At 40.1% G+C, this 26368-nt stretch carries 31 protein-coding genes and 1 pseudogene; 14 read left to right on the top strand and 18 right to left on the bottom strand.

The window, feature by feature from the left end:
• Positions 1-30: 30 nt before the first annotated feature.
• Positions 31-603, bottom strand: coding sequence for a TATA-box-binding protein (locus TES1_RS07025; protein WP_013467585.1), 573 nt, complete (start codon positions 601-603; stop codon positions 31-33).
• Between the two features lie 130 nt (positions 604-733).
• Positions 734-2458: a DUF505 family protein gene (locus TES1_RS07020; protein WP_227738473.1), complete on the bottom strand. Its 1725-nt coding sequence runs from the start codon at positions 2456-2458 to the stop codon at positions 734-736.
• Positions 2459-2552: 94 nt separating this feature from the next.
• Between TES1_RS07020 and TES1_RS07015 the strand changes: the two genes are divergently transcribed.
• On the top strand, positions 2553-2963 hold the full coding sequence (locus TES1_RS07015) for a DUF356 domain-containing protein (protein WP_042681418.1): 411 nt from the start codon (positions 2553-2555) through the stop codon (positions 2961-2963).
• Between the two features lie 67 nt (positions 2964-3030).
• Here the strand turns inward: TES1_RS07015 and TES1_RS07010 are convergent, their stop codons facing one another.
• A complete protein-coding gene (locus tag TES1_RS07010; protein ID WP_042681416.1) occupies positions 3031-3564 on the bottom strand; it encodes a multiprotein bridging factor aMBF1 in 534 nt (177 codons plus the stop codon).
• A gap of 84 nt (positions 3565-3648) precedes the next feature.
• On the opposite strand from TES1_RS07010, the pseudogene TES1_RS07005 reads away from it, so the two are divergent.
• Positions 3649-4186, top strand: a pseudogene (locus tag TES1_RS07005) (GNAT family N-acetyltransferase).
• Here the strand turns inward: TES1_RS07005 and TES1_RS07000 are convergent.
• The 3 genes from TES1_RS07000 to TES1_RS06990 are packed head-to-tail and all read right to left on the bottom strand — an operon-like array spanning position 4187 to position 6820.
• On the bottom strand, positions 4187-4594 hold the full coding sequence (locus tag TES1_RS07000) for a Zn-ribbon domain-containing OB-fold protein (protein WP_042681414.1): 408 nt from the start codon (positions 4592-4594) through the stop codon (positions 4187-4189). It abuts the pseudogene before it with no gap.
• A 2-nt stretch (positions 4595-4596) separates the two neighbouring features.
• Positions 4597-5757: a thiolase domain-containing protein gene (locus tag TES1_RS06995; RefSeq protein ID WP_042681412.1), complete on the bottom strand. Its 1161-nt coding sequence runs from the start codon at positions 5755-5757 to the stop codon at positions 4597-4599.
• Between the two features lie 10 nt (positions 5758-5767).
• Positions 5768-6820 (bottom strand): hydroxymethylglutaryl-CoA synthase, encoded by a 1053-nt coding sequence (locus TES1_RS06990; protein WP_042681410.1) that lies wholly within the window; start codon positions 6818-6820, stop codon positions 5768-5770.
• 155 nt (positions 6821-6975) lie between these two features.
• On the opposite strand from TES1_RS06990, the gene TES1_RS06985 reads away from it, so the two are divergent.
• Complete coding sequence (locus tag TES1_RS06985; protein WP_042681408.1) at positions 6976-7644, top strand: TIGR00266 family protein; 669 nt, start codon at positions 6976-6978, stop codon at positions 7642-7644.
• Between the two features lie 48 nt (positions 7645-7692).
• Here the strand turns inward: TES1_RS06985 and TES1_RS06980 are convergent, their stop codons facing one another.
• A complete protein-coding gene (locus TES1_RS06980) occupies positions 7693-8109 on the bottom strand; it encodes an OsmC family protein (protein WP_042681406.1) in 417 nt (138 codons plus the stop codon).
• A gap of 192 nt (positions 8110-8301) precedes the next feature.
• Between TES1_RS06980 and TES1_RS06975 the strand changes: the two genes are divergently transcribed.
• Positions 8302-9543, top strand: a complete 1242-nt coding sequence (locus tag TES1_RS06975) for a hypothetical protein (protein ID WP_042681404.1) — start codon at positions 8302-8304, stop codon at positions 9541-9543.
• 5 nt (positions 9544-9548) lie between these two features.
• Positions 9549-10229 carry a fibrillarin-like rRNA/tRNA 2'-O-methyltransferase gene (locus tag TES1_RS06970; protein ID WP_042681402.1) on the top strand — a complete coding sequence of 227 codons (681 nt, stop codon included), beginning with the start codon at positions 9549-9551 and terminating at the stop codon, positions 10227-10229.
• 58 nt (positions 10230-10287) lie between these two features.
• On the opposite strand, the gene TES1_RS06965 is transcribed toward TES1_RS06970, so the two are convergent.
• Positions 10288-11256 carry a ribose 1,5-bisphosphate isomerase gene (locus TES1_RS06965; protein WP_042681396.1) on the bottom strand — a complete coding sequence of 323 codons (969 nt, stop codon included), beginning with the start codon at positions 11254-11256 and terminating at the stop codon, positions 10288-10290.
• Between the two features lie 270 nt (positions 11257-11526).
• Between TES1_RS06965 and TES1_RS06960 the strand changes: the two genes are divergently transcribed.
• Positions 11527-12774 (top strand): aminotransferase-like domain-containing protein, encoded by a 1248-nt coding sequence (locus TES1_RS06960; protein ID WP_042681394.1) that lies wholly within the window; start codon positions 11527-11529, stop codon positions 12772-12774.
• A 191-nt stretch (positions 12775-12965) separates the two neighbouring features.
• On the opposite strand, the gene TES1_RS06955 is transcribed toward TES1_RS06960, so the two are convergent.
• From TES1_RS06955 to TES1_RS06930, 6 genes are read right to left on the bottom strand one after another with little or no spacing between them, the layout of a single operon-like run.
• Positions 12966-13937: a deoxyhypusine synthase gene (locus TES1_RS06955; RefSeq protein ID WP_173391294.1), complete on the bottom strand. Its 972-nt coding sequence runs from the start codon at positions 13935-13937 to the stop codon at positions 12966-12968.
• A 54-nt stretch (positions 13938-13991) separates the two neighbouring features.
• Positions 13992-14693, bottom strand: a complete 702-nt coding sequence (locus TES1_RS06950; protein WP_042681392.1) for a hypothetical protein — start codon at positions 14691-14693, stop codon at positions 13992-13994.
• Positions 14694-14695: 2 nt separating this feature from the next.
• Positions 14696-14995, bottom strand: coding sequence for a NitrOD5 domain-containing protein (locus TES1_RS06945; protein ID WP_042681389.1), 300 nt, complete (start codon positions 14993-14995; stop codon positions 14696-14698).
• The gene (locus TES1_RS06940; protein WP_042681388.1) at positions 14988-16346 is read right to left on the bottom strand and encodes an ATPase domain-containing protein; all 1359 of its coding nucleotides are present in this window, start codon (positions 16344-16346) and stop codon (positions 14988-14990) included. Before TES1_RS06940 ends, TES1_RS06945 begins: the two co-directional genes overlap by 8 nt.
• Positions 16347-16392: 46 nt before the next feature.
• On the bottom strand, positions 16393-16809 hold the full coding sequence (locus tag TES1_RS06935) for a hypothetical protein (RefSeq protein WP_042681386.1): 417 nt from the start codon (positions 16807-16809) through the stop codon (positions 16393-16395).
• 23 nt (positions 16810-16832) lie between these two features.
• A complete protein-coding gene (locus TES1_RS06930) occupies positions 16833-17702 on the bottom strand; it encodes an MBL fold metallo-hydrolase (RefSeq protein ID WP_042681384.1) in 870 nt (289 codons plus the stop codon).
• A gap of 131 nt (positions 17703-17833) precedes the next feature.
• Here TES1_RS06930 and TES1_RS06925 point away from each other — a divergent pair, with 131 nt between their 5' ends.
• The 5 genes from TES1_RS06925 (at position 17834) to TES1_RS06910 (ending at position 21486) form a co-directional block, all read left to right on the top strand.
• Complete coding sequence (locus tag TES1_RS06925) at positions 17834-19522, top strand: acyl-CoA mutase large subunit family protein (RefSeq protein WP_042681382.1); 1689 nt, start codon at positions 17834-17836, stop codon at positions 19520-19522.
• A gap of 81 nt (positions 19523-19603) precedes the next feature.
• Positions 19604-20203, top strand: coding sequence for a DUF4443 domain-containing protein (locus TES1_RS06920; protein WP_042681381.1), 600 nt, complete (start codon positions 19604-19606; stop codon positions 20201-20203).
• The gene (locus TES1_RS11245) at positions 20200-20337 is read left to right on the top strand and encodes an orotidine 5'-phosphate decarboxylase / HUMPS family protein (RefSeq protein WP_265100800.1); all 138 of its coding nucleotides are present in this window, start codon (positions 20200-20202) and stop codon (positions 20335-20337) included. The genes TES1_RS06920 and TES1_RS11245 overlap by 4 nt, the downstream gene beginning before the upstream one ends.
• A gap of 181 nt (positions 20338-20518) precedes the next feature.
• Positions 20519-21037, top strand: coding sequence for an RNA-binding protein (locus TES1_RS06915; protein ID WP_042681379.1), 519 nt, complete (start codon positions 20519-20521; stop codon positions 21035-21037).
• Positions 21034-21486: an adenylyltransferase/cytidyltransferase family protein gene (locus TES1_RS06910; RefSeq protein WP_042681377.1), complete on the top strand. Its 453-nt coding sequence runs from the start codon at positions 21034-21036 to the stop codon at positions 21484-21486. The genes TES1_RS06915 and TES1_RS06910 overlap by 4 nt, the downstream gene beginning before the upstream one ends.
• A gap of 40 nt (positions 21487-21526) precedes the next feature.
• Here TES1_RS06910 and TES1_RS06905 read toward each other — a convergent pair whose 3' ends face one another.
• The 4 genes from TES1_RS06905 to TES1_RS06890 are packed head-to-tail and all read right to left on the bottom strand — an operon-like array spanning position 21527 to position 24109.
• On the bottom strand, positions 21527-21862 hold the full coding sequence (locus tag TES1_RS06905; protein WP_042681375.1) for a hypothetical protein: 336 nt from the start codon (positions 21860-21862) through the stop codon (positions 21527-21529).
• The gene (locus TES1_RS06900; RefSeq protein ID WP_042681373.1) at positions 21843-22619 is read right to left on the bottom strand and encodes a ParA family protein; all 777 of its coding nucleotides are present in this window, start codon (positions 22617-22619) and stop codon (positions 21843-21845) included. The genes TES1_RS06905 and TES1_RS06900 overlap by 20 nt, the downstream gene beginning before the upstream one ends.
• 43 nt (positions 22620-22662) lie before the next feature.
• Positions 22663-23871 carry a cell division protein FtsZ gene (gene ftsZ, locus TES1_RS06895; protein WP_042681372.1) on the bottom strand — a complete coding sequence of 403 codons (1209 nt, stop codon included), beginning with the start codon at positions 23869-23871 and terminating at the stop codon, positions 22663-22665.
• A gap of 46 nt (positions 23872-23917) precedes the next feature.
• Positions 23918-24109, bottom strand: a complete 192-nt coding sequence (locus tag TES1_RS06890) for a ribbon-helix-helix domain-containing protein (protein ID WP_042681370.1) — start codon at positions 24107-24109, stop codon at positions 23918-23920.
• A 217-nt stretch (positions 24110-24326) separates the two neighbouring features.
• Here TES1_RS06890 and cgi121 point away from each other — a divergent pair, with 217 nt between their 5' ends.
• From cgi121 to TES1_RS06875, 3 genes are all read left to right on the top strand, one after another.
• Complete coding sequence (cgi121, locus tag TES1_RS06885) at positions 24327-24749, top strand: KEOPS complex subunit Cgi121 (RefSeq protein ID WP_042681368.1); 423 nt, start codon at positions 24327-24329, stop codon at positions 24747-24749.
• Between the two features lie 137 nt (positions 24750-24886).
• Positions 24887-26062 (top strand): aminotransferase class I/II-fold pyridoxal phosphate-dependent enzyme, encoded by a 1176-nt coding sequence (locus tag TES1_RS06880; RefSeq protein ID WP_042681367.1) that lies wholly within the window; start codon positions 24887-24889, stop codon positions 26060-26062.
• A 41-nt stretch (positions 26063-26103) separates the two neighbouring features.
• Positions 26104-26367 carry a TMEM165/GDT1 family protein gene (locus TES1_RS06875; RefSeq protein ID WP_042681365.1) on the top strand — a complete coding sequence of 88 codons (264 nt, stop codon included), beginning with the start codon at positions 26104-26106 and terminating at the stop codon, positions 26365-26367.
• The last annotated feature ends 1 nt before the right edge of the window (position 26368 follow it).

Raw genomic sequence — 26368 nt, 5'->3', positions numbered from 1 at the left:
GGACACCACAAAAGGAAATTATAAAAGGAATCAGAATTCTTCCTCTTCTTCAATTAAGCCATACTTCTCAAGCTCTCTGAGGAGCTTTCTAACAGCCTCCCATGCATCATGTTCACTTTTTGCACCTGAACAGACAATCTTTCCTGAGCTGAAGAGGAGAATGACAGCCCTTGGCTCTTTAACACGGTAAATAACACCAGGAAACTGCTCTGGCTCATATTCACAGTTTGGCAGAACTAAAGCAACTGCGTCCAAGTTGAACTCCATTCCAATGTCTCCGCTGAAGACCATGTTTTGAATATCGATTTGTGGTGCTCTTTGGAACTTAGTTCCAATCTTTGAGAGCATCTGGACAAGCTTTGAGACAGCTCTTTCGATGTCCTCAACGCTTTTAGCACCAGTAACAACGAGCTTACCTGAGCTGAAAACCAGTAGGGCAACTTTGGGCTCATCGAAGCGACAAATGATACCAGGAAATTCCTCTGGATTATATTTGGAATTTGGGCATATCTCAATTACTTTTTCCAGATCGAGCTGTGTGAACAAATCCACAGAAGCAACGATGTTCTCTATCCTTAGCTTTACCTTGCTCATATCTACCATAAATTACACCCCCAATTAGTGGGTTTAAAAACCCTTTATAAATACCTCACTTGGGGTTTTTAAAGATTTAGGCAAATCGAAATTACAGAAATTTGGCAAAAGTAAAGCTAAAGTTAAAAAGAATAGAAAACTAAGCGTAGGCCTCAACTAGAGTCTTACCAGCCTCTGTTAGGCTCTTTTCGCCAAGGAGGCCTAAAGCCCTCAAAATTGTTAGCGCTTTTTTAATTTCATCTTCACTTAGGCTGAGGTGCTTCTTAATAACATCCACTTCATCCTGCTTGTATCCTCTGATCTCTTTGCTCTCCTTCCAAATTCTGTTGAACACCTTGAGGTTATCGTAAATTACCTTGAGAACATTGTATGTTGTTGGTGTAACTCCAAATTTTGTCTTAATGATCTCTTGGACTTTTGCATTCTCTATAGCTGTCTTCACTTTCTCTCCAAGCTCTGTAAGTTTAACCATCTTGTTCTGTAGCTCAACTATGAATCCCTTAGCTTCTGCTTCTCCTATCGCTTTGATGATTGCCTTCTCATCACCGCTCACATAATCCTGAACGAGCTTAACGAGCTCATCCTTGTGGATGTACTTTTTCCTTGGCATCTTAACGAGTATCGCTGAATCATACATTGTCAGATATGGCTTTCTCTTAATTGATGCACTTAGCTTTAAGTAAAATCTTCCTTTATCTGTGATTCCGTAAGCGATGAGTCCTTCTTTCTTTGCTTGAATCACCCATTCAGCTATCGGCACGTCGCCGCTTTCTGCATATGTTAAAGCTTTCATTCCATCCGGACTGACGGTTCCAAATTTTATGGCATCTTTTCCCCATTTGGTGAGCCAGTATGTGTCCTTGTTCTTAACTAGTTCTCTCCTGATGAGCTCTTTTGACTCTAACAGATGTAAAATTTCGCCCAAATCATTAACCTTTGCAATCTTCTCAATTTCTTTATAGGTTGGCAGTATGTCAGGATTTTTCTCATATTTGCCTTCAATCTCCTGAATTGCTTTCAACACTGTAAGCTCATCGTCTAGCAGGTAAATCGGCAGGACTTTCTCCTCTTTTTTGCCCATAGCTTCATAGGTGTCCATTATAACCTTTCCAAGCTCCGTGGTTCCTTTTTCATCAGCTAATCCCATATCTCTAAGCTGGGCTGTGCTCTTTCCAGATTTGAGCATCTCGAAGTCCTCTTTCCTCAGAACTATTGCCCTTGCAAATACTGGAATCATCTGAACTGCTTTAAGAGCAAGTTTAGTTGCTGGAGTTGTTGCGAATGCTTTTCCTTTTTCAGTTTGAGGTGAAATTAACAGCAAACGCATTGCTTGAAGGGCATTTATTATGTTATCCCCATATTGCCTTGAGTTCTTGTATGTTATAAGTTCATCCAGAGTTCCAATCTTTGGCATTCCCCTGAGAAATGAAACTATCTCTGGTGTGAGGTAAACTAATGGGTGTGTTTCCTTGTAAAGTTCTAAAACAGCTTTTCCAACCTCTGTTAAACCGTTCTCATCAGCCAGCTTGCGCTCCTTAAGTAAAGCTAGCCATTCTTCTGGGACTTGTCCTGTCCCCTCTAAAAGCTCTAATATCTTTATGATTTCGGAATCAACAAAAATATCTGGCAGGTCATCAATGTTGATCTTTTCAGCTATCTTCAACAGCTTTTTCCCAGCTTCTGTGAACTTTATCTTGTTACCTTCAAGCTCTGCAAATCCCAATATGTAGAGTTCCAGAGCTCTAATCTGGAACTCTTCTGGGAGCTTTTCTTGGATTTCAGCTTGGTTCTCAGTCTTTGTCATCTCTCTGATTATCTCCAAGTGTCGTTTCTTCAGAAACATTCCTTCCACCTCCTTATACAATCATTTTTCCTAACAAATTGTTTTTAAAACTTTCGGTAATTAAAAATGACAAACCTTTAAAAACTCCAAGAATGAGAGAAGGTTGGTGAAGATAATGCTAAACACGATTGTGCTAATAAGGACAGACAACTTTGACAAAGCAATGGTGGCTTTGGCTGACCTTGTGAGATATGGTGGAATGCAGATTAGGGGAGACCCAAAGATAATACCCCCTGCACTTTCAGATTGGGCGTTTGAAAAAATTGTTGGGGAAAAGCCGAGGAAAAAATACAGAGCTCATGTGGTTGCTCAGATTGACTTACCTCCAGCTAAGGCAATTGGTCGTCTGAGAGATATCCATCCACCTGCTCATATAATTGTGATTCCTCCAGGAAGTCCAGTTCACAAGGAACTTTTGCGCTTATGGGGGACTTTTGAAAAGCTTAAGGGCTTTCATCCGCCGAAAGTTAAGAAGATTGAGCAGAAAATTGAGGAAGTAGAAGAGGAAGGAGAGGAGTTTTACTGAAGTGTCCTTACTGCTTTTTCATCTCTTAGTATCTGTTTGAGTTATTCTGGGGTGTTCTTTCTAATGCTCATTTCTTCTTTTTCTTCTTGATTTTTATTCTTGCAATGTCACCGAGAGTCGGTTCATAATCTTTTGGAATGCTGACTTTCTCCTCATGCACTTCTTCCACTCTTTCAATGAGTTTTATCTTGAAATATCTCTCTAACTTTTTAGCTTCCTCAATGGTTGGCATGTACTCACCATGGGCAATCCTTCTAAGCACGTTGACAGAAAGTCCCACTCTGTGTGAAAGTTCCTCATAGCTTAACTTGCTTCTCTGTATCGCTTGGTAAACTCTCTCAGCGTAATCCTCAACAATGTCCTCGGTATAGAGAGGTTTCTCACGGTAGGGTTTTTGCTGTGGCTTTGGTCTTGGTTTATATGCTCTTCTAGGCTCCCTTCCAGTGGGCATTATGCTGAACGTTCCTGGCTTCTTTCTTCCATATTTTCTATAACAGTTAGAGCAAACTAAGAGCTCTGCACCTTCAATTTTTACAGTGTGTCCTTGTCCTCTGATTTCAGCACCGCAAATTTCGCAAATTTTTGGCTTTGCCTTTCCCATTAAAACCACCTTCTTCTGCTCTACTCTCTCCCTCAAACCATAAAAACCCTATGCTTTTTAAGTCCATCTCCTAACTTAATAGTGATGACGGTGGAAGAGGAAGTAAAGATAGAAAAGCTGGAAGAATTCAATCAAGAGGTTTTGGAAAAGCTTGTTGATGTTTACATGAGGGGCTATGAGGATATGCCAGAATATGGTGGAGAAGGTAGGAGATATGCGCGGAGATATTTGAGATGGTGTTGGAATAAAGCTAAAGACGGCTTTTTTATTGCTAAAATCGGTGATGAAATCGTTGGATTTATCGTTTGTGATAAAGACTGGTTCAGCAAATATGAGGGGAGAGTTGTCGGGGCTATCCATGAATTCGTGGTTGATAAGCGGTATCAAGGTAAGAGCATTGGAAAAAAAACTCATGGATAAATGTCTCTGCTATCTGAGCAAATACAACGATAAAATAGAGCTCTGGGTTGGGGAGAAGAATAAGAAGGCGATTAAGTTCTATGAGAAGTATGGCTTCAGAGTTGCTGAGCAAAGTGGAATTTGGGTTAGGATGGTTAAGGATGTAGAAAAAGAAGCTGAAAAATCAGAAAAAGAGAATAAGAGACAAGCTATTCCTTGCTGATCATTTAATCGGCGGTCTGAACTTGTATCCATAGATGATTATTCCGTCTTCGTTGAATTCTCTTATCTTCCTCGTGACCATCTCAACCTCCATTCCGAAGGTAATTTCTTCTGGGTCAACATCTGTGAGCTGGGCCAAAATTATTGGGCCCTCTTCAAGCTCAATCAATGCTAGTGGATAGGGTTTGTAATATTCAAAGCCGCTTGGAGGGTTTCTCACAATAGTCCAGCTGATGACCTTTCCTCTTCCACTGAGCTGTATCTCTTCCATCTCTTTGCTTCCACACTCATTACACACTTGTCTTGGGGGGAAGTGAATCTTTCCGCACTTTTTGCACTTACTCCCAACTAAGCGGTACTTCTCTTTAAAGTGTCTCCAAAATCTTGAAACCTGCATTGGCTTCCCCATTTTCAAACCCTCCTAAGGATTGTTACGGTTATGTTTGAACCTGTTCCTCCGATGTTCTGCGTTAGTGCAATCTCTGCATCGGGCACTTGATTTGGTGCTTCTCCTCTGAGCTGTAAAGCTGCTTCAACGGTCTGATAAACTCCTGTTGCACCAACTGGGTGTCCTCTTGCCTTAAGTCCACCCATTGTTTGGATTGGATAATCACCGTCAATCGCGATCTGCCCTTCCTTAGCCAGCTCCGCACCCTTACCGCGTTCAGCAGCACCTACGGCTTCCAAGCTCAAAGCGGCCATTATTGTGAATGCATCGTGAACCTCGAAGATGTCAACATCCTTTGGTGTTATAGCAGCCATCTTGTAGGCTCTCTCGGCTGCAACTTCTGCAGCTTTAAGTCTGAGCAAGTCCTTCCTGTTTGCCAGGTTGATTGTATCAATTGCCCTTCCCATTCCAGCTATCTCAACCCACTTTTCTTTTGGAATTCCGAGCTCCTTCGCTTTTTCAGGCGTTGTTATGATAACAGCTGCGGCACCGTCACAGACTGGAGAGGCATCAAACAGCTTGAGCGGGTCGGCTATGTATGGACTCTTCAAAACTGTCTCGACCTTTATTGGCTTCTTAAACATTGCATATGGGTTTTTTGCACCATTTATGTGAGCATTAACAGCGAATAACGCTAAGTCCTCCTCTGTATAACCATATGTGTGCATGTAATAGCGCATGACAAGGGCATTCAAAGCTACAAAGCTTGCTCCGTGGAACAGCTCCCATTCAGCATCAGAAGCATAAGCCAAGTATCTTGTAGCATCACTTGGCCAAACATCCGTCATCTTTTCCACTCCAACAACAGCAACGACATCTTCAAGACCGCTCATGACAGCTTTAGCACCTTCTTGAACTGCAGCTCCTCCAGAGGCACAAGCGGCCTCAATTTTTACAGCTGGAATGTGTCCCAAACCAGCCCAGTCTGCAATTAAGGCTCCAAGATTTTCCTGTTCAACGAATGGCCCAGAAATCATGTTTCCTACATAAAGGGAATCAACTTTGTCAATGTTAGCGTCATCCATTGCATTCAGCAAAGCCTCAACGGCCAGATCTCTCAGGCTTGTCTTCCAGTGCTCTCCAACTGGAGTCATGCCAACTCCAATTATTACAGCCTTTTTCATTTCAACCACCTCACATAATGAGCTTTCCTCTGTGTTTCACGTACAGTGCATAGTCAATGTACTTCTTCCTGTTTATGTAGTCCCACGTCTTTGGTGCCAAGTCTCTCTTTTCCTCGATTGCATCTTGTACGACTAAGCTGAAAGCGTCGCTTCCTGCTCCAGAGCCAAAGCTAACCCAAAGGATTCTCTCGCCGGGCTTTGCTATGTCCAAAACGGCAGAAACTCCAACTAAAGTTGCACCGCTGTATGTGTTGCCTATCACCCCGCTGAGAAGACCGGGTTTAACTTTCTCAATTGGAATACCCAAAATTTTTGCAGCTGTAAGTGGGAACTTAACGTTTGGCTGGTGGAAGACAGCGTAGTCAAAATCATTAACTGTCAGTCCTAACTCTTCCATCAATCCTTTGGCGGCACTAATCACATGGTGGAAGTAAGCTGGTTCTCCGGTGAATCTGTTCCCGTGTCTTGGATAGTGCTCATGCTGTCTTCTCCAGAAGTCTGGGGTGTCCGTAACGTAAGAGTAGCTTCCTTCAAAGTATGCTAAAGTTTCTGAGCTCTTCTCTCCGACGATGTAAGCTGCTCCTCCAGCTGCTGCTGTGAATTCAAGATGGTCACCAGGTCTTCCTTGGGCAGTGTCGGCTCCAATTGCCATAGCATATTCTGCCATTCCAGAACCAACAAAACCTATTGCTGCTTGCAAAGCCTCAGTTCCAGCTTTACAAGCAAATTCAAAATCTGCAGCGTCTAAATCTGGAGTTGCTCCAATTGCTTCAGCTATAACGGTTGCAGAAGGCTTAACTGCGTAAGGTTTTGACTCAGAACCAAACCAGATTGCCCTAATAAGTTTGGGGTCGATTTTAGCCCTCTTTAAGGCGTTTCTTGCTGCCTCAATTCCTATTGTTAATGCATCCTCATCGAGATTGTTTACAGCTTTTTCTTCAATTGGGAATCCGCTAACCCCCCATACTCTGCCGATTTCGGCATTTTTAATTCTGAACATAGGTATATACGCGCCATAACCCACGATACCGACATCTTTAACTGGCTTCAGCAGTTTTCTCATTGGCATCACCTGTAAAAAGCGTTGAACTTGACGTTCTTTGGGAAATATCTAACCCCCTTATAAAAGTCTTTCGGTAAAAAGTCAACTGTTCTTCGTCAATTAGCGATAGGAAGTGATATATACCACTATTGATAGTTAAAGTTTAGGTGATATTTGTGAAGTATGAGATAAAACATAGGCCGAGTTTTAGTTTGGTTGAAGTTGAATTGGAGAAAGGGGAAGCACTACAAGCGGAATCTGGTGCTATGGTTTTTATGAGTCCAAATATTAAGATGGAAACGAAAGCAAAAGGTGGAATTTTTGGAGCACTCAAGAGGTCTCTTTTAGCTGGAGAAAGCTTTTTCATAAACATTTTTAGAGCTGAAGGTGGGGCTGGAAAAATAGGGCTTGCACCTCCTTATCCTGGTGACATTGAGGTTTTTGAGATTGACGGGACGCTATATGCTCAGAGCGGGGCGTTTTTGGCAAGCTCTGCTGAGATAAACATCGACACAAAGTGGGGAGGGGCAAAGACATTTTTCGCGAGAGAGGGTTTGTTCCTTCTGAAAATGAGCGGAAGAGGTGTGGTGTTTCTCTCAAGCTACGGCGCAATTCAGAAAGTTGAGTTAAACAATGAGCACTTTATCTTGGATACAGGACATTTAGTTGCATTTAGCGAAGGGCTGGACTTTAAAGTGAGGAGAGTTGGTGGATTAAAGAGCACTCTCTTGAGCGGAGAAGGATTAGTGGCGGAGTTCTATGGAACAGGAACTCTTTATATTCAAACAAGAAGTCTGGATAGCTTTCTGAGCTGGATAATTCCATATCTGCCATCAAAAGATTAAAGTAAGTATTTTTCTCTTTAAACTTTTTTAAAAAGGGAAAGTAAAGAGCTAAGCTTTTTCGACTTCAACACAGACGGGGGTTTCGTTCATTATGTTATCTCCTATTGGACATCTCTCTTCAACTTTAGCCATCCATTCTTTGAGCTTCCCCTCTTCGACGTTCCCTTGAACTTTCACTTTCACTTTAATCTCCTTATATCCCGCTCTATCTTCAACGTTTTTACCCATGAGTTTGTCTGTGTTGAGCTTTCCCTCTATCTCTATGAAAATTTTCTCTATGTTTAAGTCCATGTCCTTAGCAACCATAAATCCAACTATATTTATACAGCCAGCCAATGCCGCAAGAATATACTCGAGGGGACTTGAATCATCCTTGTCAACGATATACTCAGTTTTCTTCCCTTTAACTATCATTCTTGTTGGAGAAACACTTTCACCTGTAACGGAAATCTTAATTGTCGGCATATGTATCACCATTTACAGATATATGTTTCAGATATAAAAAGGCTTTTCTAACCTTTAGTTTTTGATACTAAGTTTTTAACAGCTTCACTAAGATAAACCATTTCGGACTTTAATCTTCTTGAAGCAGAAGCTTAGGTTTAAAAGCTCAATCCTTTTATATCTCTTTAGCAAAATGATAAGAAGGTGATGTTGATGAAAGCTTACATAAGCGAAAACGTTCAAGGGATTTATGCCTTCGATGAGAGTGGCAACTTAATCGCCAAGAGAGAGTACAGAGAAAAGCCCGAGATAGCTTTGGATAAGCTCTTATCTGGTGAGATTACTGATGATTTAATTGCATTTCTCGAAGAGCTTAAGGAGAAAGGTTATGATGAGTTCGTTTTTGAGCACCCTGACTTAAGCAGAGCTGTTAAAGAGCTTGGCTTTAATGCAGATGCAGAATTTCCAAATTTGGCTGGAGAAATACTCAGAGAAAAGCCCGAGGAGTTCCTCGGCAAGGAGTGGTTTGAGCGCTATTATTCTGTTGGCGTGGCTTTGACTCGCTTAAGGATTCAGGAGCAGAGCGGTGCAAGGGATAAGATGGTGATTCAGGCAATTGAAGCTTTAGATGACATTGATAAGGTCATAAACCTGCTCGTCTCAAGGCTTAGGGAGTGGTACTCACTTCACTTCCCAGAGCTTGATGAAATTTTGCCAAAGCACCCGCAGTATGTTGCATTTGTTAAGAACATAGGACACAGAGAGAATGCAACTAAAGAAAACCTTGAGAAACTCGGCTTTAGCGAAGGTAAAATCGAGAAGATTCTCAAGGCTAAAGAAAAGACCATGGGTGCATGGATGGATGAAAAGGACATCAAGATAATTCAGGATTTTGCTAAGGAAATTGATGACCTCTACAAGCTTAGAGAAGAGATTGAAGATTACATTGACAGGGCGATGGATGATGTTGCACCAAACCTCAAAGGTCTTGTTGGTGCAAAGCTTGCCGCTCGTTTAATAAGTTTGGCTGGCGGACTGAAAGAGTTGGCAATGATGCCATCCTCAACAATTCAAGTCCTCGGTGCTGAAAAAGCTCTCTTCAGGCACTTAAGGACTGGTGCTAAGCCGCCAAAGCACGGTGTTATCTACCAGTACCCAGCAATCAACAAGTCTCCATGGTGGCAGCGTGGAAAGATTGCAAGAGCATTGGCTGGTAAGTTAGCAATCGCCGCTCGTGTGGACTACTTCTCAGGTGAATACATAGCTGAGGAGCTGAAGAAAGAGCTTGAGGCAAGAATCAAGGAAATTAAAGAGAAGTATCCAAACCCACCAAAGAGGAAGGAGAAGTCGAAGAAGAAAAAGAAGGAGAAGTTCAAGAAGAGTAAGAAGTTCAAAGGGAAGGAAAAAGGAAAGAAGTTCAAAGGCGGAAAAGAGAAGGGTAGAAGAAGGAGGTGAGATAGATGAAGATTAAAAAGCACAAATTCCCTGGCGTTTATATATTCATTGATGAAGATGGAAGCGAGAAAATTGCGACTAAGAATTTAGTTCCGGGACAGAAAGTTTATGGAGAGAGGATAGTTAAGTGGGAAGGTGAAGAATACAGAATTTGGAATCCAAGGAGGTCAAAACTTGGCGCTGCAATAATGAACGGCCTCAAAAACTTCCCTATTAAACCCGGAAAGAGCGTCCTCTATTTGGGAATTGCAAGTGGTACAACTGCTTCCCACGTGAGTGATATCATTGGATGGGAGGGCAAAATCTTTGGTATTGAGTTCTCACCGAGAGTTTTGAGAGAGCTTGTGCCGATTGTTGAGGAAAGGAGAAACATAGTTCCAATCCTTGGAGATGCAACAAAGCCCGAAGAATACAGGGCACTCGTTACTAAGGTTGATGTTATCTTTGAGGACGTTGCTCAGCCAACACAGGCAAAAATCCTGATTGACAACGCAAAGGCTTATCTCAAGAGCGGTGGCTATGGAATGATTGCCGTTAAGAGCAGGAGTATTGACGTTACAAAGGAACCGGAAGAAGTTTTCAAGATGGTTGAAAAGGAGTTGAGTGAATACTTTGAGATTGTTGAGAGAATCTCATTGGAGCCATACGAAAAAGATCACGCACTATTTGTAGTCAGGAAGCCCTAATCTCTCTTACTCTTTTTTAGTTTCTGATCAAAGGACATAAAAATAAAAATGAATAGTATCAGTCTTCCCAAGGTTCCGTATACTTGAAAGCCCAACCAAACTCTTCCTTCAATATGTCAATTGCTGCATACGGTGGAATTACTCCTTTCTCAGTTATTATGACATCAATGTATTCTGCGGGAGTTACATCGAATGCTGGATTCCAGACTTCAATGTTCTTCGGCCATGTCTCAAGTTCTTCCTTTGGAATGACTTCGTATGGATCTCTCATTTCAATCTCAACCAGCTGACCTAGCATTGTCTCTGGATGGAACTTGTATGTTTCGGCTGCAATCATGACCCAAACCCTGTGTTCCTTGGCTGTTAAAGCTATTAGAGCCGTACCAATCTTGTTTATCACAGCCCCATTGGCTGTTATTGAATCAGCTCCCATGACAACCTTATCAGTCATCTTCATATAGTGCCTTGCTGCTGAGTCAACAACATAGATAACTGGGATGCCGTATTCGGCCAATTCCCTAGCCGTCAGCTTGCCCTGCCATTTAGGTCTTGTCTCAGTTACAATTACTTTGATGTCCTTTCCCTCATCCCAAGCCTTTTTCATGACTCCAATGGCTGCTTTTGAGTGGCAGTGAGTCATTATTACATCGCCATCTTCAATTCTTTTTGCTCCAAACTCTGCTATTCTTTCTATGGCCTTCTCCGAGTTATGTATAAATTCCTTTGCTGCATTGATTACGATGAATTTCAGTTGATCTAGATCTGCCCCACCTTGATATGCTATTTTACCACGGTACATAACGTATCTCAAAGCATTTGGCAGAGAAACTGCAGTTGGTCTAGTTGAGTGCAGAAGCTTTGCCGCTTCCTTTAGTTCCTTCCAGAGTTCATCTGAATTCTTTGCCTGGCTTTTCTCAGCTTGTATTTGAAGAGCTAAAGCTGCGGAACGAGCTATTTTACCTGCACCTCTGATTTCCATGTTCTTGATTTTTTCAGCTATTTCATAAACCTCCTTAACTAGCCTCATATTACTCCCTCCAAATTTCTATTAGGGCTTATTTTTTTCATAGGGCTTTATATACTTACCCTTTTGTGTGCTCTTTACTCTTCCTGTTCATTGATGTTCGTAATAGAGCTTTGATGTGCTTAAAATAAAGTAGTATTTTTTCTTTACAAACATAAAGGGTATTCACGACCAATGCCGAAAGCTTTATATTTAATTGCCACAAAGTTCTCCATGTATAGAATTGGGGATGTGATCAAACTTGTGCATTATAAAGTTTTGGAGGTTATGAATATGGAGGAGGCACTTCAAAAGAAATTAGAATCCAAAACCCTGAATTATGAAAGTTATTTCTCAGATAAAGCTTTGCAGATGAAAGCATCTGAAATTAGAGAGCTTTTAAAGCTCGTTGAAGCATCTGATGTAATCTCAATGGCGGGAGGATTGCCAAATCCAGCAACATTTCCAGTTGAACAGATCGAAGAGATAGTCCAAGAAGTAGTTAGAGAGCATGCTGATAAGGCATTACAATACGGAACAACGAAAGGATTCACACCACTAAGACTCAAGCTTGCAGAGTGGTTAAGGGACAGGTATGGAATTCCGATTTCAAAAGTTGACATTATGATTGTATCAGGCTCACAACAAGCTCTGGATCTTATGGGGAGGACCTTTATTAATCCTGGGGATTTGATAGTAGTTGAGGCTCCAACTTATCTGGCAGCGCTAAATGCCTTTAAGTACTATGATCCGAAGTTCATTCAGATTCCACTTGACGATGAGGGAATGAGAGTTGATCTCCTCGAGGAGAAGCTCAAAGAGCTTAAAGCGGAGGGTAAGAAAGTTAAGTTCGTTTATACAGTCCCAACTTTCCAGAACCCAGCAGGTGTTACAATGAGCGAAGAAAGGAGGAAGTACCTTGTGGAGCTTGCAAATGAATATGACTTTCTCATTGTTGAAGATGACCCATATGGAGAGCTTCGCTATTCCGGAAAGCCAGTTCCACCAATAAAGAAGTTCGATACTGAAGGAAGAGTCTTTTACTTTGGAACTTTCTCAAAGATACTTGCTCCGGGATTCAGGTTAGGATGGATTGCAGGTGAGCCTCACTTCATCAGAAAGCTTGAGATTGCAAAGCAGGCTGTAGACCTGTGTACAAACACCTTTGGACAAGTTGTTGCATGGAGATTCCTTGAAAAAGGACTCTTAGAGAAGCATATTCCAAAGATAATCGAGTTCTACAAGCCAAAGAGAGATGCCATGCTTGATGCCCTCGAGGACTATATGCCTGAAGGTGTTAAATGGACAAAGCCAGAAGGTGGTATGTTCGTCTGGGCAACTGTTCCAGAGAGCATTGACACAAAGCTGATGCTTGAAAAAGCCGTAAAGAAAGGCGTTGCTTACGTGCCGGGAGAGGCCTTCTTTGCATACAGAGATGTCAAAAACACAATGCGCTTGAACTTTACATATGTTGACGAGGAGAAGATTAAGATTGGAATCCAGAAGCTTGCCGAGACCATTAAAGAAGAGCTTGGTATGTGAGTCCTTTCTTTTCTCCTTGCTTTTAACTTCAGCCTTTTGCAAGCAAACTTAGCTTCTCAAGAATGAATGGGGGCAATAACCCGCCCAAGTTCATAGACTCCGCCTTCGGCGGTGCTCCCCGGGCATTAGAGAATTGGCTTTTGAAGTTTAATAATGTTTTGATATTGAGGCATAAAAATGGAATCAAAAAATCAAAGTCTCTCCAGCAGGGAAGCAATCATGAACGGCAGCAAAACGGTTGCATCACCCTCAACGGTAACGTATCTTGCATTTTCTCTTACTTTGCCCCATGAGACTGCTTCTCTCATCCTTGCACCGCTCAATGAGCCGTCCCATTCAACTGCTGTCGTTATGTAAACAGCATAGTCGAGGCCTTCCTTCCAAAACTGATTCCACCATATTGTGTGGTGTTTTGAAATTCCCCCACCAATCATCAAAGCGCCGCTCTTTCTGTTGTTTGAAGCCAGTGATGCCATTATTTCATCCAATTTTGTTTCATCTTTGAAAACATCAATGATAAAGTCTTCTTTATCCTGAATGAAAAGCCATAGTTGATAGCCAACTGCCCCATCGGTAATTCCAGGAATGAAAACTGGAATTTCGTTTTTATATGCCCAATAGATGAAGCTGTTCTCTTTGCCTTCTTCATTCTCCAAGCGTTTTCCAATTTCCCACACAAGCTCATACGTTGCTAATCTTCTTTTGCCCGAATCATAGATATCCTGAAATATTCCCTGTAGCTTTTCCTCAACAATCCAGTAGCTGTCGTTGGGCACTAAGACATTTCCAAGCCTATTTATCCCTTGCTTGTGGAGTTCCTTATCATCCATCAGAAAGCTCCCATGATAGTATGGCTTCCAGAGTCTTGCTAGGTCATGGTCTAGAGTTCCGCAAGTGGTAATTACAGCATCGAAGAGCTTATTTTTAATCAAATCTACAATTATTCCCCTCGTTCCTGTTGCCATTATGCATGCTGGAAAGCTTAGAAACTTGAATGTATCCTTGTCTTTTATCATCTTTTCCAGGATGTCAACTGCCAATGCAAACTTCTTTGCAACGAAACCTCCGCTCTCAAAGAGCTGTCTGGTTATTTCACCTGCAGTCATACCTTTTCTCAGCTTTATATCCTTAACGACTTTTTGTTCTTTTAAGTTGATTTCCATGAGCATCACCTCTATTGGGACTTTTGTAAAAAGAAAAGGAGCGAACTTAAAAAGTTAGTCCTCAGGATTAGCAGGTTTGAATATAAGTTCTTTTCCAAAAAGCCTGTAGTACCATTTTTTGAGGTTGTACTCTAGGAATATCGTTCTTATTAGGGTTATATATCTTTTTAAGTCTTTGTCGTGAATCTCAATGCCTAAATGAGCAACATTAAATGCAAAACTGTTCACAATTTCAACGACACTCTGAGGGAATACCTTAACGTTGAGAGTCATTATTAAGTTACTGTCTCTTTTTCGTCCAATTGCTGAAACAAGCGCTGGAAAGAGATCTATTAACTCTTCTTTTCCGATCCGGATTCCATAGAAATCAAGCCCCAAAATCAGGAACAATGCTCTCCCCTGTATTCTTGAAGCTATCTCTAAAATCCTTCCAACAATTATATCGTGGTGGGTACTTTTTATCACATCATTAGGTTTGCTTTCTGAAGTCTCTAGCACGGGATTTACAGAAACTAGATGTATGTTGTTGAAAATTTTGTTAATTTCCTCATGGGATAAGGTGTTTTCGAGATACTTCCTTAGAGCTAGGTATGCATCATGAAAGGACACTACAATGAAATCTTGATATTCTGGTCTAAGTTTTGCTATTAAATGATACAGTACAATTTCAACCTCGCTTCCAATTTCGTATTCAATAAGTGTTGGGCTTATTCTCTTAGAAGATTCCTTTAAAATCTCTAATGGATTGGCATTCATCTTTACTCCCCGTAGATTCTCTTGACGTACTTCACAAGATCCTCTAAATCCTCTATATTCTCCTTTAATCCAACTTTCTCTTTAAAGTAGCTTATAATTAACATTTCAAGCAATCTTCCGCTGTACTCTCCAAAAAGTTTTGAAACTGCTTCTTTGAACTTCTTTGGATCCTCATAGGCAAGCTCATAACCTTTTCCCGTTGTAGTCTTTAAGTGAAATTCTAAAAGATTTTTAAGGGTAGGATTAGCTTTTTCAACTGCATAAATTACTGCCTTAACAACAATCTCTTCAGTATTACTCATAAATCCTCACCCCCTTATCAGTTATCTCATATTTGTGTATCTTCCTAGAATGATTGGAGCCTCTGGCTTTAATAACTGCCAAACGTCTTTCTATAATATCGTTTTTCACAACATATTTCAATCCAAGAATATTGTCTGAGAGCGTGCTTGCCTTAGTGAATGGAACTGTTTCAAAGTCTGTTTCTGCATTAAGCGTGATGTAGGTAGCTATTTTGTGCTGTTTTATTGCAAGACCCAAATACCTAAGCATCTTTTCGAGCTCGATTTCATTCATATGTTCTCGAAGCGAAGTCAAGCTGTCAATTATGAGAACTTCAGGTTCATACTCGTCGATGATTTCTCTAATCTTGAAGAATGTGTAAACTGGACTCTTTGCTTCTGGAACCCAACTGAACATCTTTAATGTTTTATCCAGAACTTCATCAATGGGCATTCCATATCTCTTTGCTGCTCTCTTCAGCTGACCTACAGGTTCTTCAAAAGAAATGTATATTGCTTTTCTTCCCTGGAGGGCATTTGCTATTGCAAAATGTAAGCCAAAAGTAGTTTTTCCAGTTCCCGTCATTCCAACAATTAATGTTATTGAACCTCTGTAAACTCCACCGTCTAAAATCGCATCAAGTTCTTTTATTCCTGTACTCACCTTTTCCTCTGGTGCATCTTCTTCATCCCTGATAAGATCGGGAATAGCTAAGAACTCTATTCCTCTGTCTGTTATTACATACTCGTATTGGGATTTTTCAATGCTTCTTTTTCTCATTTTTGGAATTTCCATTACTCTCCTCCTGACTTCTCCGAGGCTTATGTACTTAAGCATTATAACACCATCGACAACAAACTCTTCTACGCCATATCCTATGCTCTCTTTTCCTAGAGGTTTTTCAGCTATCAAAAATGCAACAGCATTAAACGATTTTATGAAACGAGATAGTGTCGTGTGGAGAAAGATTCTTGTTCTTTCTACCCCTAGGAGCTGGGTGAGTGCACTAATTGAGTCTATGACAATGCGCTTTGGTTGGAAGCTTAAAATTTCTTTCATGATGAGTTCAATTTCCTTGTCAATGGCCTCGGGAGTTACAGTAACTAAATCTACAAACCTAAAGAGTCCACTTTTTTCATATTTTTCAAAATCCATGCCGAGTCTCTTCATCTCACTGTAGAAATCTTCTTTTGTCTCTGAAAGCGAGATATACATACCTTTCTCTCCAAACTTTTCAAGTCCATTATAGACTATTGTTGATGTAAAAATAGTCTTTCCAGTACCTGGTTCTCCAGCAATTAGAATTAAGGAACCATCTGGAAAGCCTTCTTTGATGATATTTTCATCGAAGAATTCAATTCCCGTTTTCATATTCCTCACCATTGTGAAATTTGTGATTGGACTATTTAAACATAGCTCATCTAATTCCCAGCTCTCTATAGAATTCGTCTAGAGAAAGCTTGAATCTTGAATAGAGGAGTTTAAAGAATGGATTTCTTTGTTTGGAAATTTCATGTGCAAGTGAGTCAATTTTATTTTCCCAAGTTTTTAAGGTGTAGTAGTTAAAGTTATTTAGTGTAGATCGAGTGAGGAAAGTTGATAAAAACTCCTCAAACATCTTCAAATCATGGAGAAAATCATGTTTGAGATCTTTCTCAATATTTGCAACTTCTACCCACCCAGCTAGAGTATCCATCATATCTTGAAGCTTTTGTAGCTTTATTTCATAGACTAGTTCTTTCTTTTTGATAACTCGTTTCTTATGAGTACTAATAAAGTGATTCAGAAATTTGCGCCTACGTAAACTATACCATTTGCGCTTGCTATAGTTCATGATAGCAATTTACACATTAGTCTTTAAATATTTTTGTAACAATACAAACAGCAATCTTTGTCTATAGCAGTTGCGTCATAACCTAAGCCTTTTAGGATTTTTGAAAATTCTTTTGCATGTCCATAGACAGTGTAAATTTTTTCCGGCTTGACTTTCTCTACAATCCTCATAAGTTCCCAAAAATCACCATGATTGCTGAGCTTTAAGTTACCAAATCCAGAAACGTAGAGTTCGTAAGGTGAAAGTGAATTCCTAGGTTTTGGACTTCTAAATCCTCTTAAAAGTACTTCTCCGTCATTATCTATGTTTTTAAATTTAATCCCAAATTTCTCATATATTCTTGCAACTTTAATTATGTCCCTAGAGGTCCTCACAGTATAGCCATGGACGTCAAGAATCTTCAAAAGTTCCTGAGCTTTCCCCATCTGGTTTGCATAAAGTGTTGGTGTTTTTCCCTTGTCAAGAACACTCTCAACAAAAGCAATAAGTTTCTTTTCTGCTTCCTTAGGTGAAGGAAAATTATACATGGGAACACCAAAAGTTGCTTCAATTATCAGGATATCAGCTTTCCTAAATCTGCTCTTTTCGGCAGTTCTGAGCCTAAACCATTTAACATCCCCAGTATAAAGTAGAGAAAACTCATCAAATTCAATATAGATTTGGGCAGAGCCTAACATGTGACCAGCTGGATAAAGCTTGGCTTTATAATCACCAATGTAAAAACTTTTCCCGAAAGGTACTACTTTATAAAATCCGCCTTTCCTTAAATGGCTCAAAAATTTAGTTGCCTTTGTAGAGAATATAACATTTCCACTAACAAAATGGTCCGTATGTGCATGACTTTGAAAAGCAACCTTTGCTGAAGTGTCAAGACCTATTCCATAGATTATCATCAATTCTGAAATTAGCTTGAGCTAAGTTAAGCTTTTCCTAAAGATGGATAAAATATCCGATGTCAAGTTCAACCTTTAGTTATGTAAAAGGTTTTTATATGTTGAGAGCTAAAGCTCATCTGGTGGTACTGATGACCTTCGATAAGAAAAAGCTTGAGGAGATTAAGAAAGCCGAGCAAGAGTGGGAAGAAAATGTTGTCAAACCTTTAATTGCAAAAAGACCAGAGAGGAAGGAAAAATTCATGACAGATGATGGTTTTGAAATTAAAAGGATTTACACTCCTGCTGACCTTGGAGAAGATTGGGACTACATGGAAAAGCTTGGCTTTCCTGGACAGTATCCCTTTACAAGGGGAGTTTATGCAACAATGTATAGAGGAAGATTCTGGACCATGAGACAATATGCAGGTTATGCCACTGCTGAGGAATCAAACAAGCGTTATAAGTATCTTTTAGAGCAGGGACAGACGGGATTAAGCGTGGCTTTTGATTTACCTACTCAGCTTGGTTATGACAGCGATCACCCGATGGCTGAAGGTGAGGTTGGTAAAGTTGGTGTTGCCATCGATTCTCTCTGGGATATGGAAATTCTCTTCGATGGGATTCCTCTCGATAAGGTTTCAACTTCAATGACAATCAACTCTACAGCCGCAAATCTCTTGGCAATGTACATCCTTGTTGCTGAGAAGCAGGGCGTCCCACAGCACGTTTTGAGAGGAACTGTCCAAAACGATATCCTCAAGGAGTATATTGCGAGGGGAACTTACATATTCCCGCCACAGCCTTCAATGAGATTGACCACCGATATAATCATGTACTGTGCCGAGCACGTTCCAAAGTGGAATCCAATTTCAATAAGTGGTTACCACATTAGGGAAGCCGGTGCAAATGCAGTGCAGGAGGTTGCCTTCACTTTGGCTGATGGTATCGAATACGTTAAAGCTGTTATAGAAAGAGGAATGGACGTTGATAAGTTCGCTCCAAGGTTGAGCTTCTTCTTCAATGCCCACAACAACTTCCTTGAGGAGATTGCAAAGTTCAGAGCTGCAAGGAGGTTGTGGGCTAGGATAATGAAGGAAAAATTCGGCGCAAAGAATCCGAAGTCCATGCTGCTTAGATTCCACACCCAGACAGCTGGTTCAACGCTTACAGCTCAGCAGCCAGAGAACAACATTATCAGAGTTACAATCCAAGCTTTAGCTGCAGTATTGGGTGGAACACAATCATTGCACACTAACAGCTATGATGAGGCTTTGTCACTCCCGACGGAGAAGAGTGTTAGGATTGCTTTGAGAACACAGCAGATTATCGCTTATGAGAGCGGAGTTGTTGACACAATTGACCCACTTGGAGGTGCATATTACATTGAATGGCTCACTGACCACATCGAGGAGGAGGCCATGAAATACATTGAGAAAATTGAGCGCATGGGTGGAATGATGAGGGCTATTGAGCGCGGTTATATTCAGAAGGAGATTGCAGATTCCGCTTATAAGTATCAGAAAGAGATTGAAGAGGGCAAGAGAATTATCGTTGGTGTCAACAAGTTTGTCGTGGATGAGCCGATTGAGGTTGAGATTCTTAAGGTTGATCCAAGCATTAGAGACAAGCAGATTGAGCGCTTGAAGAAATTGAGGAGTGAAAGGGATAACAAGAAGGTAGAGGAGGCTTTAGACAAGCTGAGAAATGCTGCTGAGAAGGAGGATGTGAACTTAATGCCATACATTATTGAAGCGCACAGGCATTTGGCGACACTTGGTGAGGTTACTGATGTTTTAAGAGAAGTCTGGGGTGAATATAGAGCACCGTTGATATTCTGACCTCTTTTCTTTTCTACATCTAATTTCTAAATAAAAACATTTATTTATCAGCTGAGCGAGATAATTCTGAGAGGTGAGGAAATGGGCTGGAAGAGAGGTGCTTACCCAGAGTTTACTCTTGAAGATGCGGTTGCAACGCTTTTCCTCTTAAAAACTCCGAGAGGAAGAAAGCAGATTTCTGAGGAGCTTGACCTTGGTGAGGGCAGCGTTAGAACCCTTTTAAAAAAGCTTTCAAAGATGGGATTAATTGAATCAAAACAAAAGGGACACTATTTGAATGAAAAGGGTCTTAAAGTTCTATCTGAAATAACCACCCTATTCTCTGAGCCGGTTGAAGTTGAAAAAGTCGAAAACATGCCTACTTATGCTCTTCTTGTTAAGAATCCACCGCAATTTAAGAGCATAGAACTTAGAGACGAAGCTATTCGTTATTTTGCCAGAGGTGCTATGATTCTTGTTTGTAGAAATGGTGAGATTGTATTCCCAGAAGATGGAAGGTCATTAAAAGAAACCCTTCCCAAGCTTGCAGAGGACTTGAAAAAGCTTAATCCAGAAGAGGGAGATTTAATCGTTGTTACATGGGCTGAAGATAAAGCGGATGCCATTAAAAGTGCAATCCATGTTGCATTAACCCTTAAAAAGAGTGAGCTTCCCAAGGAGATCCTTGAGGTGGGCGAATGATTATCCTAGCATTGGACGTTTATGAAAAGGACAAAGCATTGAAAATAGCGGAGGAGACTAAAGATTACCTTTGGACGATAAAGATTAACTTGTTGCTCATGAGTTCATACGGCCAATTACTGATAAGCTCATAGAGATAGCAAATGACCTTTAAGCCCTTGATAAAGATATAAAAATCCTAACCCCTAGAATAGGTGCTCAAGGAGAAGAGTTAAAGAAGCTTTAAAAGCTGTGCTGATTACATAATTATGGGAAGGGCAATTTATAATGCTGACAACCCGAGAGAAGCTGCTAAAAGCCTTTGGGGTGAGCTGAATGCTGAAGATTAAGCACCCTTTGAGCAAAAAGGAAATCAAGGAGATAATCCGGGAGATGAGTGCAATTTTTGGAGAGGAAGTAGCTAAAAATCTGATAAGCAAAAAGGATAACGTTCAGCTTGCTGAATTTGATAAAACAACTCAGATTTTGTTTGTTAATGGAAAGCCAATGTTTATAAAGCGAAATGGTTTGGTTTTCCCTCTGGTAATAGCTTTGTATGAGCTCTCGAATGAGGAAGATCTGAGAAAATGGAAGCGAAGGGTTGTAGTTGATGAAGGTGCTGTTCCATTCATCTTGAAAGGTGCCGATGTAATGGCCCCGGGAATAGTTGATGCTGATGAAGAGATAAAAGAAGGCGATTTTGTCTTTGTTGTTGAAGAAAATTATGGAAGACCTCTCGCGATTGGGATTGCATTGATGGGCGGCAAAGAGATGAAAGAGAAGAACAGAGGAAAGGCAGTGAAAGTAATTCACCATGCAAAGGATAAAATCTGGGAGCTGACGGTGAGACCATGAATGAGGAGCGGAGAAAGAAGATAAGAGTACTTGTGGGGGGAGTTTTTGATATCCTTCACGTTGGACATATTCATTTTTTGAACCAAGCAAAGAAACTTGGGGATGAGCTTATCGTAATAGTTGCACATGATGAGACTGTTGTACGAAGAAAGGGGAGACCTCCAATAAACTCAATGTATGAGAGAGCGGAACTTTTAAAAGCTCTAAAGATGGTTGATGAGGTTTATATTGGAGAGCCAAATGGAATAAGTTTTGAGCTTGTAAAGAAAATAAATCCTGATGTTATAGCTTTGGGACCTGATCAAGATTTCAAATGTGAAGATTTTAAAAAACAACTGAGGCAGCATGGTATCAACGCTGAGGTCATAAGGGTACCCTACTTGTATAAGAGTGATATTGCAAAGACAAGTAAAATAATAGAGAGGATAGTGGAAATATTCTGCGAATGATTTTATGGGCTGATTTAATCCTGGTGGATGATTAGATGATCTAGAGCCTGAATTTTTCCAGATATTCTCTTAGGAATTCTGGATCTTCTTTAAGCACAGCGCTCATCAATTCATCAAAATTCTTTTCACCCATAGCCTTTTTGAGATAATAATAAAGGTTCACAGCATCTTCAACGATGTTGCTTTGTCTTCTTCCCTCCTCTGCATAGAGTTCAATCAGTTTCAAATTAGTATCTTGGCTGATGTATAGTGTTTTCTGCTTCTTAATTTTCTTTAGTTCTTTTCTTTTCTTATCAGCTTTCTTTGCCTTTGGCTTTGTGAGTTCGTCAATTGAACCTGAAAATAGTTGCGGGATTTTACCTCTCTCCTTCGACAAGAGTAACCACCTCTTTTGCAAGCTTTAAAAATGCTTTTGCAGCCCTTCCATCACCTTCAAACTCAAATATACTAACTCCTTGAGATTGAGCTTTTTCAAGAGCAACTGACTTGGGTATGGTAGTCAGCAAAGGCGCATTCGGATATGTCTCTTTTAGTTCCTTTAAGCGCATCATTGGTACTTTTGTTTGCCTTGTAAATTTGTTGGGGACTAATCCGAGGAGAGTAAGGTTCTCGTTTGTTTCTTCCTTAATCATTTTCATCAGATTGAACATGAGTTGCATTCCAATTACTCCGAAATAGCTAAGCTCAAGAGGAATCAAAACATAATCTGAAGTCGTAAGGGAATTTACTAGGAAAATCCCCATGCTAGGAGGATTGTCAATAAGAACATAGTCGTAATCTGGGAGAATTGGCTTTAGTGCTTTTTCCAGTCTTCTTTCTCTGTTATAAGCATTTATAATTTCAATTTCCCTTGCCGAGAGATTTAAATGGGAAGGAATTAAGTGTAAATTCTCTCTAACCTCAACGATAGCCTCTTCAACACTGCTTTCTCTCGTCATTACCGTTCCAACATTTCTGTCTTCATAATTTAGGACGTCCATTCCTATTAGTCCAAAAGTTAGATTAAACTGAGGATCTATGTCTACTAACAGAACCTTTTTTCCCATGTTTGCTAAGGCAAATCCAAGGTTCATCGTAATTGTAGTCTTTCCTACCCCACCTTTTTGATTAGCTATGCTGATTACTCTCGCCATATTATCACCTACAGACAGATTAAGTTGAAATAAAAGAGAAATCTCAGAGATGGTAGAAATCTCTAAATATCCTTTCAACAATTTTATTTACTTGTGGTTTAGCCTTCTCGGTTCCTATTGTTTGGTTAAAAATTACACTAATTTTGTCATCTTTTGGCATAAGAATCCTATTTCCATCTTGAAGTGCGTTAACTTCGCCGCTTAAAATATGTGGTGACCTAACTCCAGTCATTATAACCATAGCTCTGACAGTTTTGCCTAGGTCTTCATCAATCATTGCACCCCATTTTATCTCTGACTTCTTGCCAAGCTTTCCATAAACTATTTTCATTGCCTCATGGACTTCTCCAAGCTTCACATCTGGACCAACTGTAAAGTGAATAAGTGCGGCTTCACCGCTTCCAAATTCAACATCGAGCATCTTGTTGTTGAGGGCATTTATAACAGCATCAACAGCTCTATTCTTTGAATCACTCTCCCCAATACCAATTAAAGCTGCACCCCCATTCTTCATGATGCTGTAGATATCTGCAAAGTCAATGTTGACAATAGATGGGAACTTTATTGTTTCGGTTATACCCTTGACCATTCTTGCTATAATCTCATCAGCAAATCTAAATGCTGCTGAGAGAGGCAAGTTCGGGACAAGCTCAAGAAGTTTATCATTTTCAATTATCACAACAGTATCTGAGTATTGAAGCAAAGCTTGGATCCCAGCTTTTGCTTTCTCAATTCTCCTTATTCCTTCAGTTGAGAAGGGGTAAGTTACAACGCTAACAACGAGTGGTTCTTGATATCTTCCATTATTTCTTGCGACTTCCTTGATTATCTTTGCAACAACTGGTGCAGCTCCAGTTCCAGTTCCGTTACCCATTCCTGCAGTTATGAAGACCAAGTCAACATCCTTGACAACTTCAGCAATTTCTTGTGCACTAGCCTCAGCAGCTAAATATCCAATTCTTGGGTCACCACCAGAACCTTTGCCGTGAGTTATGTTCTTTCCAAGAAGAATTTTCTTGTGTGCCTTGGTTCTCGCTAAATGTTGGGCATCAGTATTCATGGCAATTAATTCTGCACCTTGAACACCTAACTCATAAAGCCTCGTAATTGTATTATTTCCAGAACCGCCAACCCCTATGATTGCAATCTTTATTGATCCTTCCAGATTTTCTCCATAACTCATAAACTTATCTTTTGTGTTTTCGTCAAAGTCCAAGTTAATACCCGCCTGTTCTAAGAGCTTCCACACCATTGTCTTTAACCCCCGGGCTTAATTGTTGAATCAATATAATCACAACTTATTCGAGTATGTACTCAGGAGTTGCTCTTTCCTCTGCTTCAAGTTTGTAGAGTTCCTTTTTTACTAGCTCCCTGATAGCTTCTCTTATGACTTCACTTCTATTGGGATAAACTCCCCTCTTTACGAGGGTATCAATAGCATTTAGAAGACCTTGCGGTATTTGCACACTAATTATCTTCATCTTTGTCATCGCTGAGCCTCCTAGTACATGAAGCTGCTAATTTTTTCATTTGCTTTAATTAGTTAAATACTTTTTGCTGTGATTTTAATATCATAATAATATGAATTTCAAAAAATTTTTAGAAAAAAAGTGGACTATCAAAAGATTTTTTAGTATTGGGACATTTTTGAGTATAGGGGAAAAGTTTAATATTTTGCATTTGCACTGAAAAGTTGGAGGGGTAAATTTGAAAGTTATAAAATGGAGAGGACAAGAAATTGCAATTAGCAGAATTATACTCAAAGATGTTTCATCGATATTTGAAGAGTTACCCGAAAATATGCAGATAACAAGCGTTGAATGTTGGGAGCATGTTGTGTTTGCTACTATATTGGCATTGAAGTCGTTTGAAAGAGGAACAAATAAAGCAAAAACAGTAAAAGGTGAGATCCTCCTCAGACTTGCAGGAACTCTGCAAATTGGAGAAGCAATAAAGAAAGTTGGTGCTAAGAGAGGTGAGAACTTTTTAATTGTCTTTGGTAAGAATGCTCGTGAAACTCTTAAAGAGTTCCTTGAGAAGAAAGCATTGGAAGAAGCTCCATTCCCAGAGTGTGATAGAGAGGAAGTAAAAGGGTTCTTTGAAAAAACTGCCATAGTTGAAGTTCTTTGAAGTTTTTCTTAAAATTTATCATAAAATTTGGGTTTTGTTGAATTTTGTTTTGCTAATGTATCAAGAAGTGGAAATTCCTTCTCGATAAGTTTATTAAGAAGATTACTTCACCCTTTAAATGCCATGGGGGGATGATTATGCGTTATAAGAGACACAGATATTTTATAGCTGAACGTATCAACTTAATTCAACGCTCGAAGATTAGAGAACTCTTTGAAAAGGCAAGAAAAATGGAAAACGTCATTTCTCTTGGCATTGGAGAGCCGGATTTTGACACTCCACAAAACATAAAGGACGCAGCGAAAAAAGCCTTAGACGAAGGATGGACTCACTACACTCCAAACGCTGGAATTCTAGAGCTTAGACAAGCTATAAGCGAATATTACAAAGAAATGTACAACTTAGACGTTTCAACTGACAGCATCATAGTAACTGCTGGTGCTTATGAGGCAACGTATTTGGCCTTTGAAACCCTCCTTGAGAAGGGTGACGAGGTTATAATACCTGATCCCGCGTTTGTATGTTATGCTGAAGATGCTAAGCTCGCTGAGGCTGGGATAGTAAGGCTTCCATTAAGGGAGGAAAACGGCTTTCAGCCAGATCCAGATGAGCTTTTAGAACTTATAACGAAGAGGACAAGGATGATTGTGATTAACTATCCAAATAATCCAACTGGGGCTACAATAGATGAAGAAACTGTGAAGGCTATTGCAGATATTGCTGAAGATTACAATCTCTATATTCTCAGCGATGAGCCCTACGAGCATTTCCTTTATGATGATGCAAAGCATTATCCAATGCTTAAATATGCTCCAGATAACACGATTTTAGCAAACAGCTTCTCTAAGACATTTGCAATGACTGGCTGGCGTCTAGGCTTTGCAATTGCACCAAAAGATATTATCAAGGATATGATAAAACTCCACGCTTATGTTATCGGAAACGTTGCATCATTTGTTCAAGTTGCTGGAGTTGAGGCTTTAAGAAGTCCGGAGAGCTGGAAGGCTGTTGAGCGTATGAGACGAGAATATGCTGAGAGGAGAAAAATTGTTCTTGATGCAATTAAAGAAATGCCGCATATTTCTGCATTTGAGCCCAAGGGAGCATTTTACATCTTTGCCAACATAAAAGAGACTGGAATGACAAGTGAAGAGTTCAGTGAATGGCTCTTAAACAAGGCAAAGGTTGTTGTGATTCCAGGAACAGCATTTGGAAAGAACGGAGAGGGATATGTAAGGATAAGCTATGCAACAAAGAAGGAAAAGCTCATTGAGGCTATGGAAAGAATGAAGAAAGCTTTGGAAGAGCTTTGAATTTTTATTTTTCCTTTTCACTATCTTTAGGAGGAAGCCCAATGAAAGAAGTGCTCTATGTCTTTGTTGCAATATTCCTTGCCGAGCTTGGCGATAAAACACAGTTAGCTACGATCGCATTTGCATCAAAATATGGCTGGGTTAAAGCTTTTGTTGGTGCTATTTTAGGTCTTGCTTTGGTGAATTTGATAGGTGCTTTTATTGGAGAGAAGATTGGAGAAGCTCTACCTGTGGAGTTAATTCACAAAGGAGCAGGAATATTGTTTATCCTTTTTGGATTGTTGATGTTCTTTGGAAAAATCTAAT

The organism is Thermococcus paralvinellae, from assembly GCF_000517445.1.
In the GTDB taxonomy this organism is placed as follows: domain Archaea; phylum Methanobacteriota_B; class Thermococci; order Thermococcales; family Thermococcaceae; genus Thermococcus_B; species Thermococcus_B paralvinellae.
Note: the sequence above shows the minus strand (reverse complement) of the source record. Positions and strands in the feature narration are given on the sequence as shown.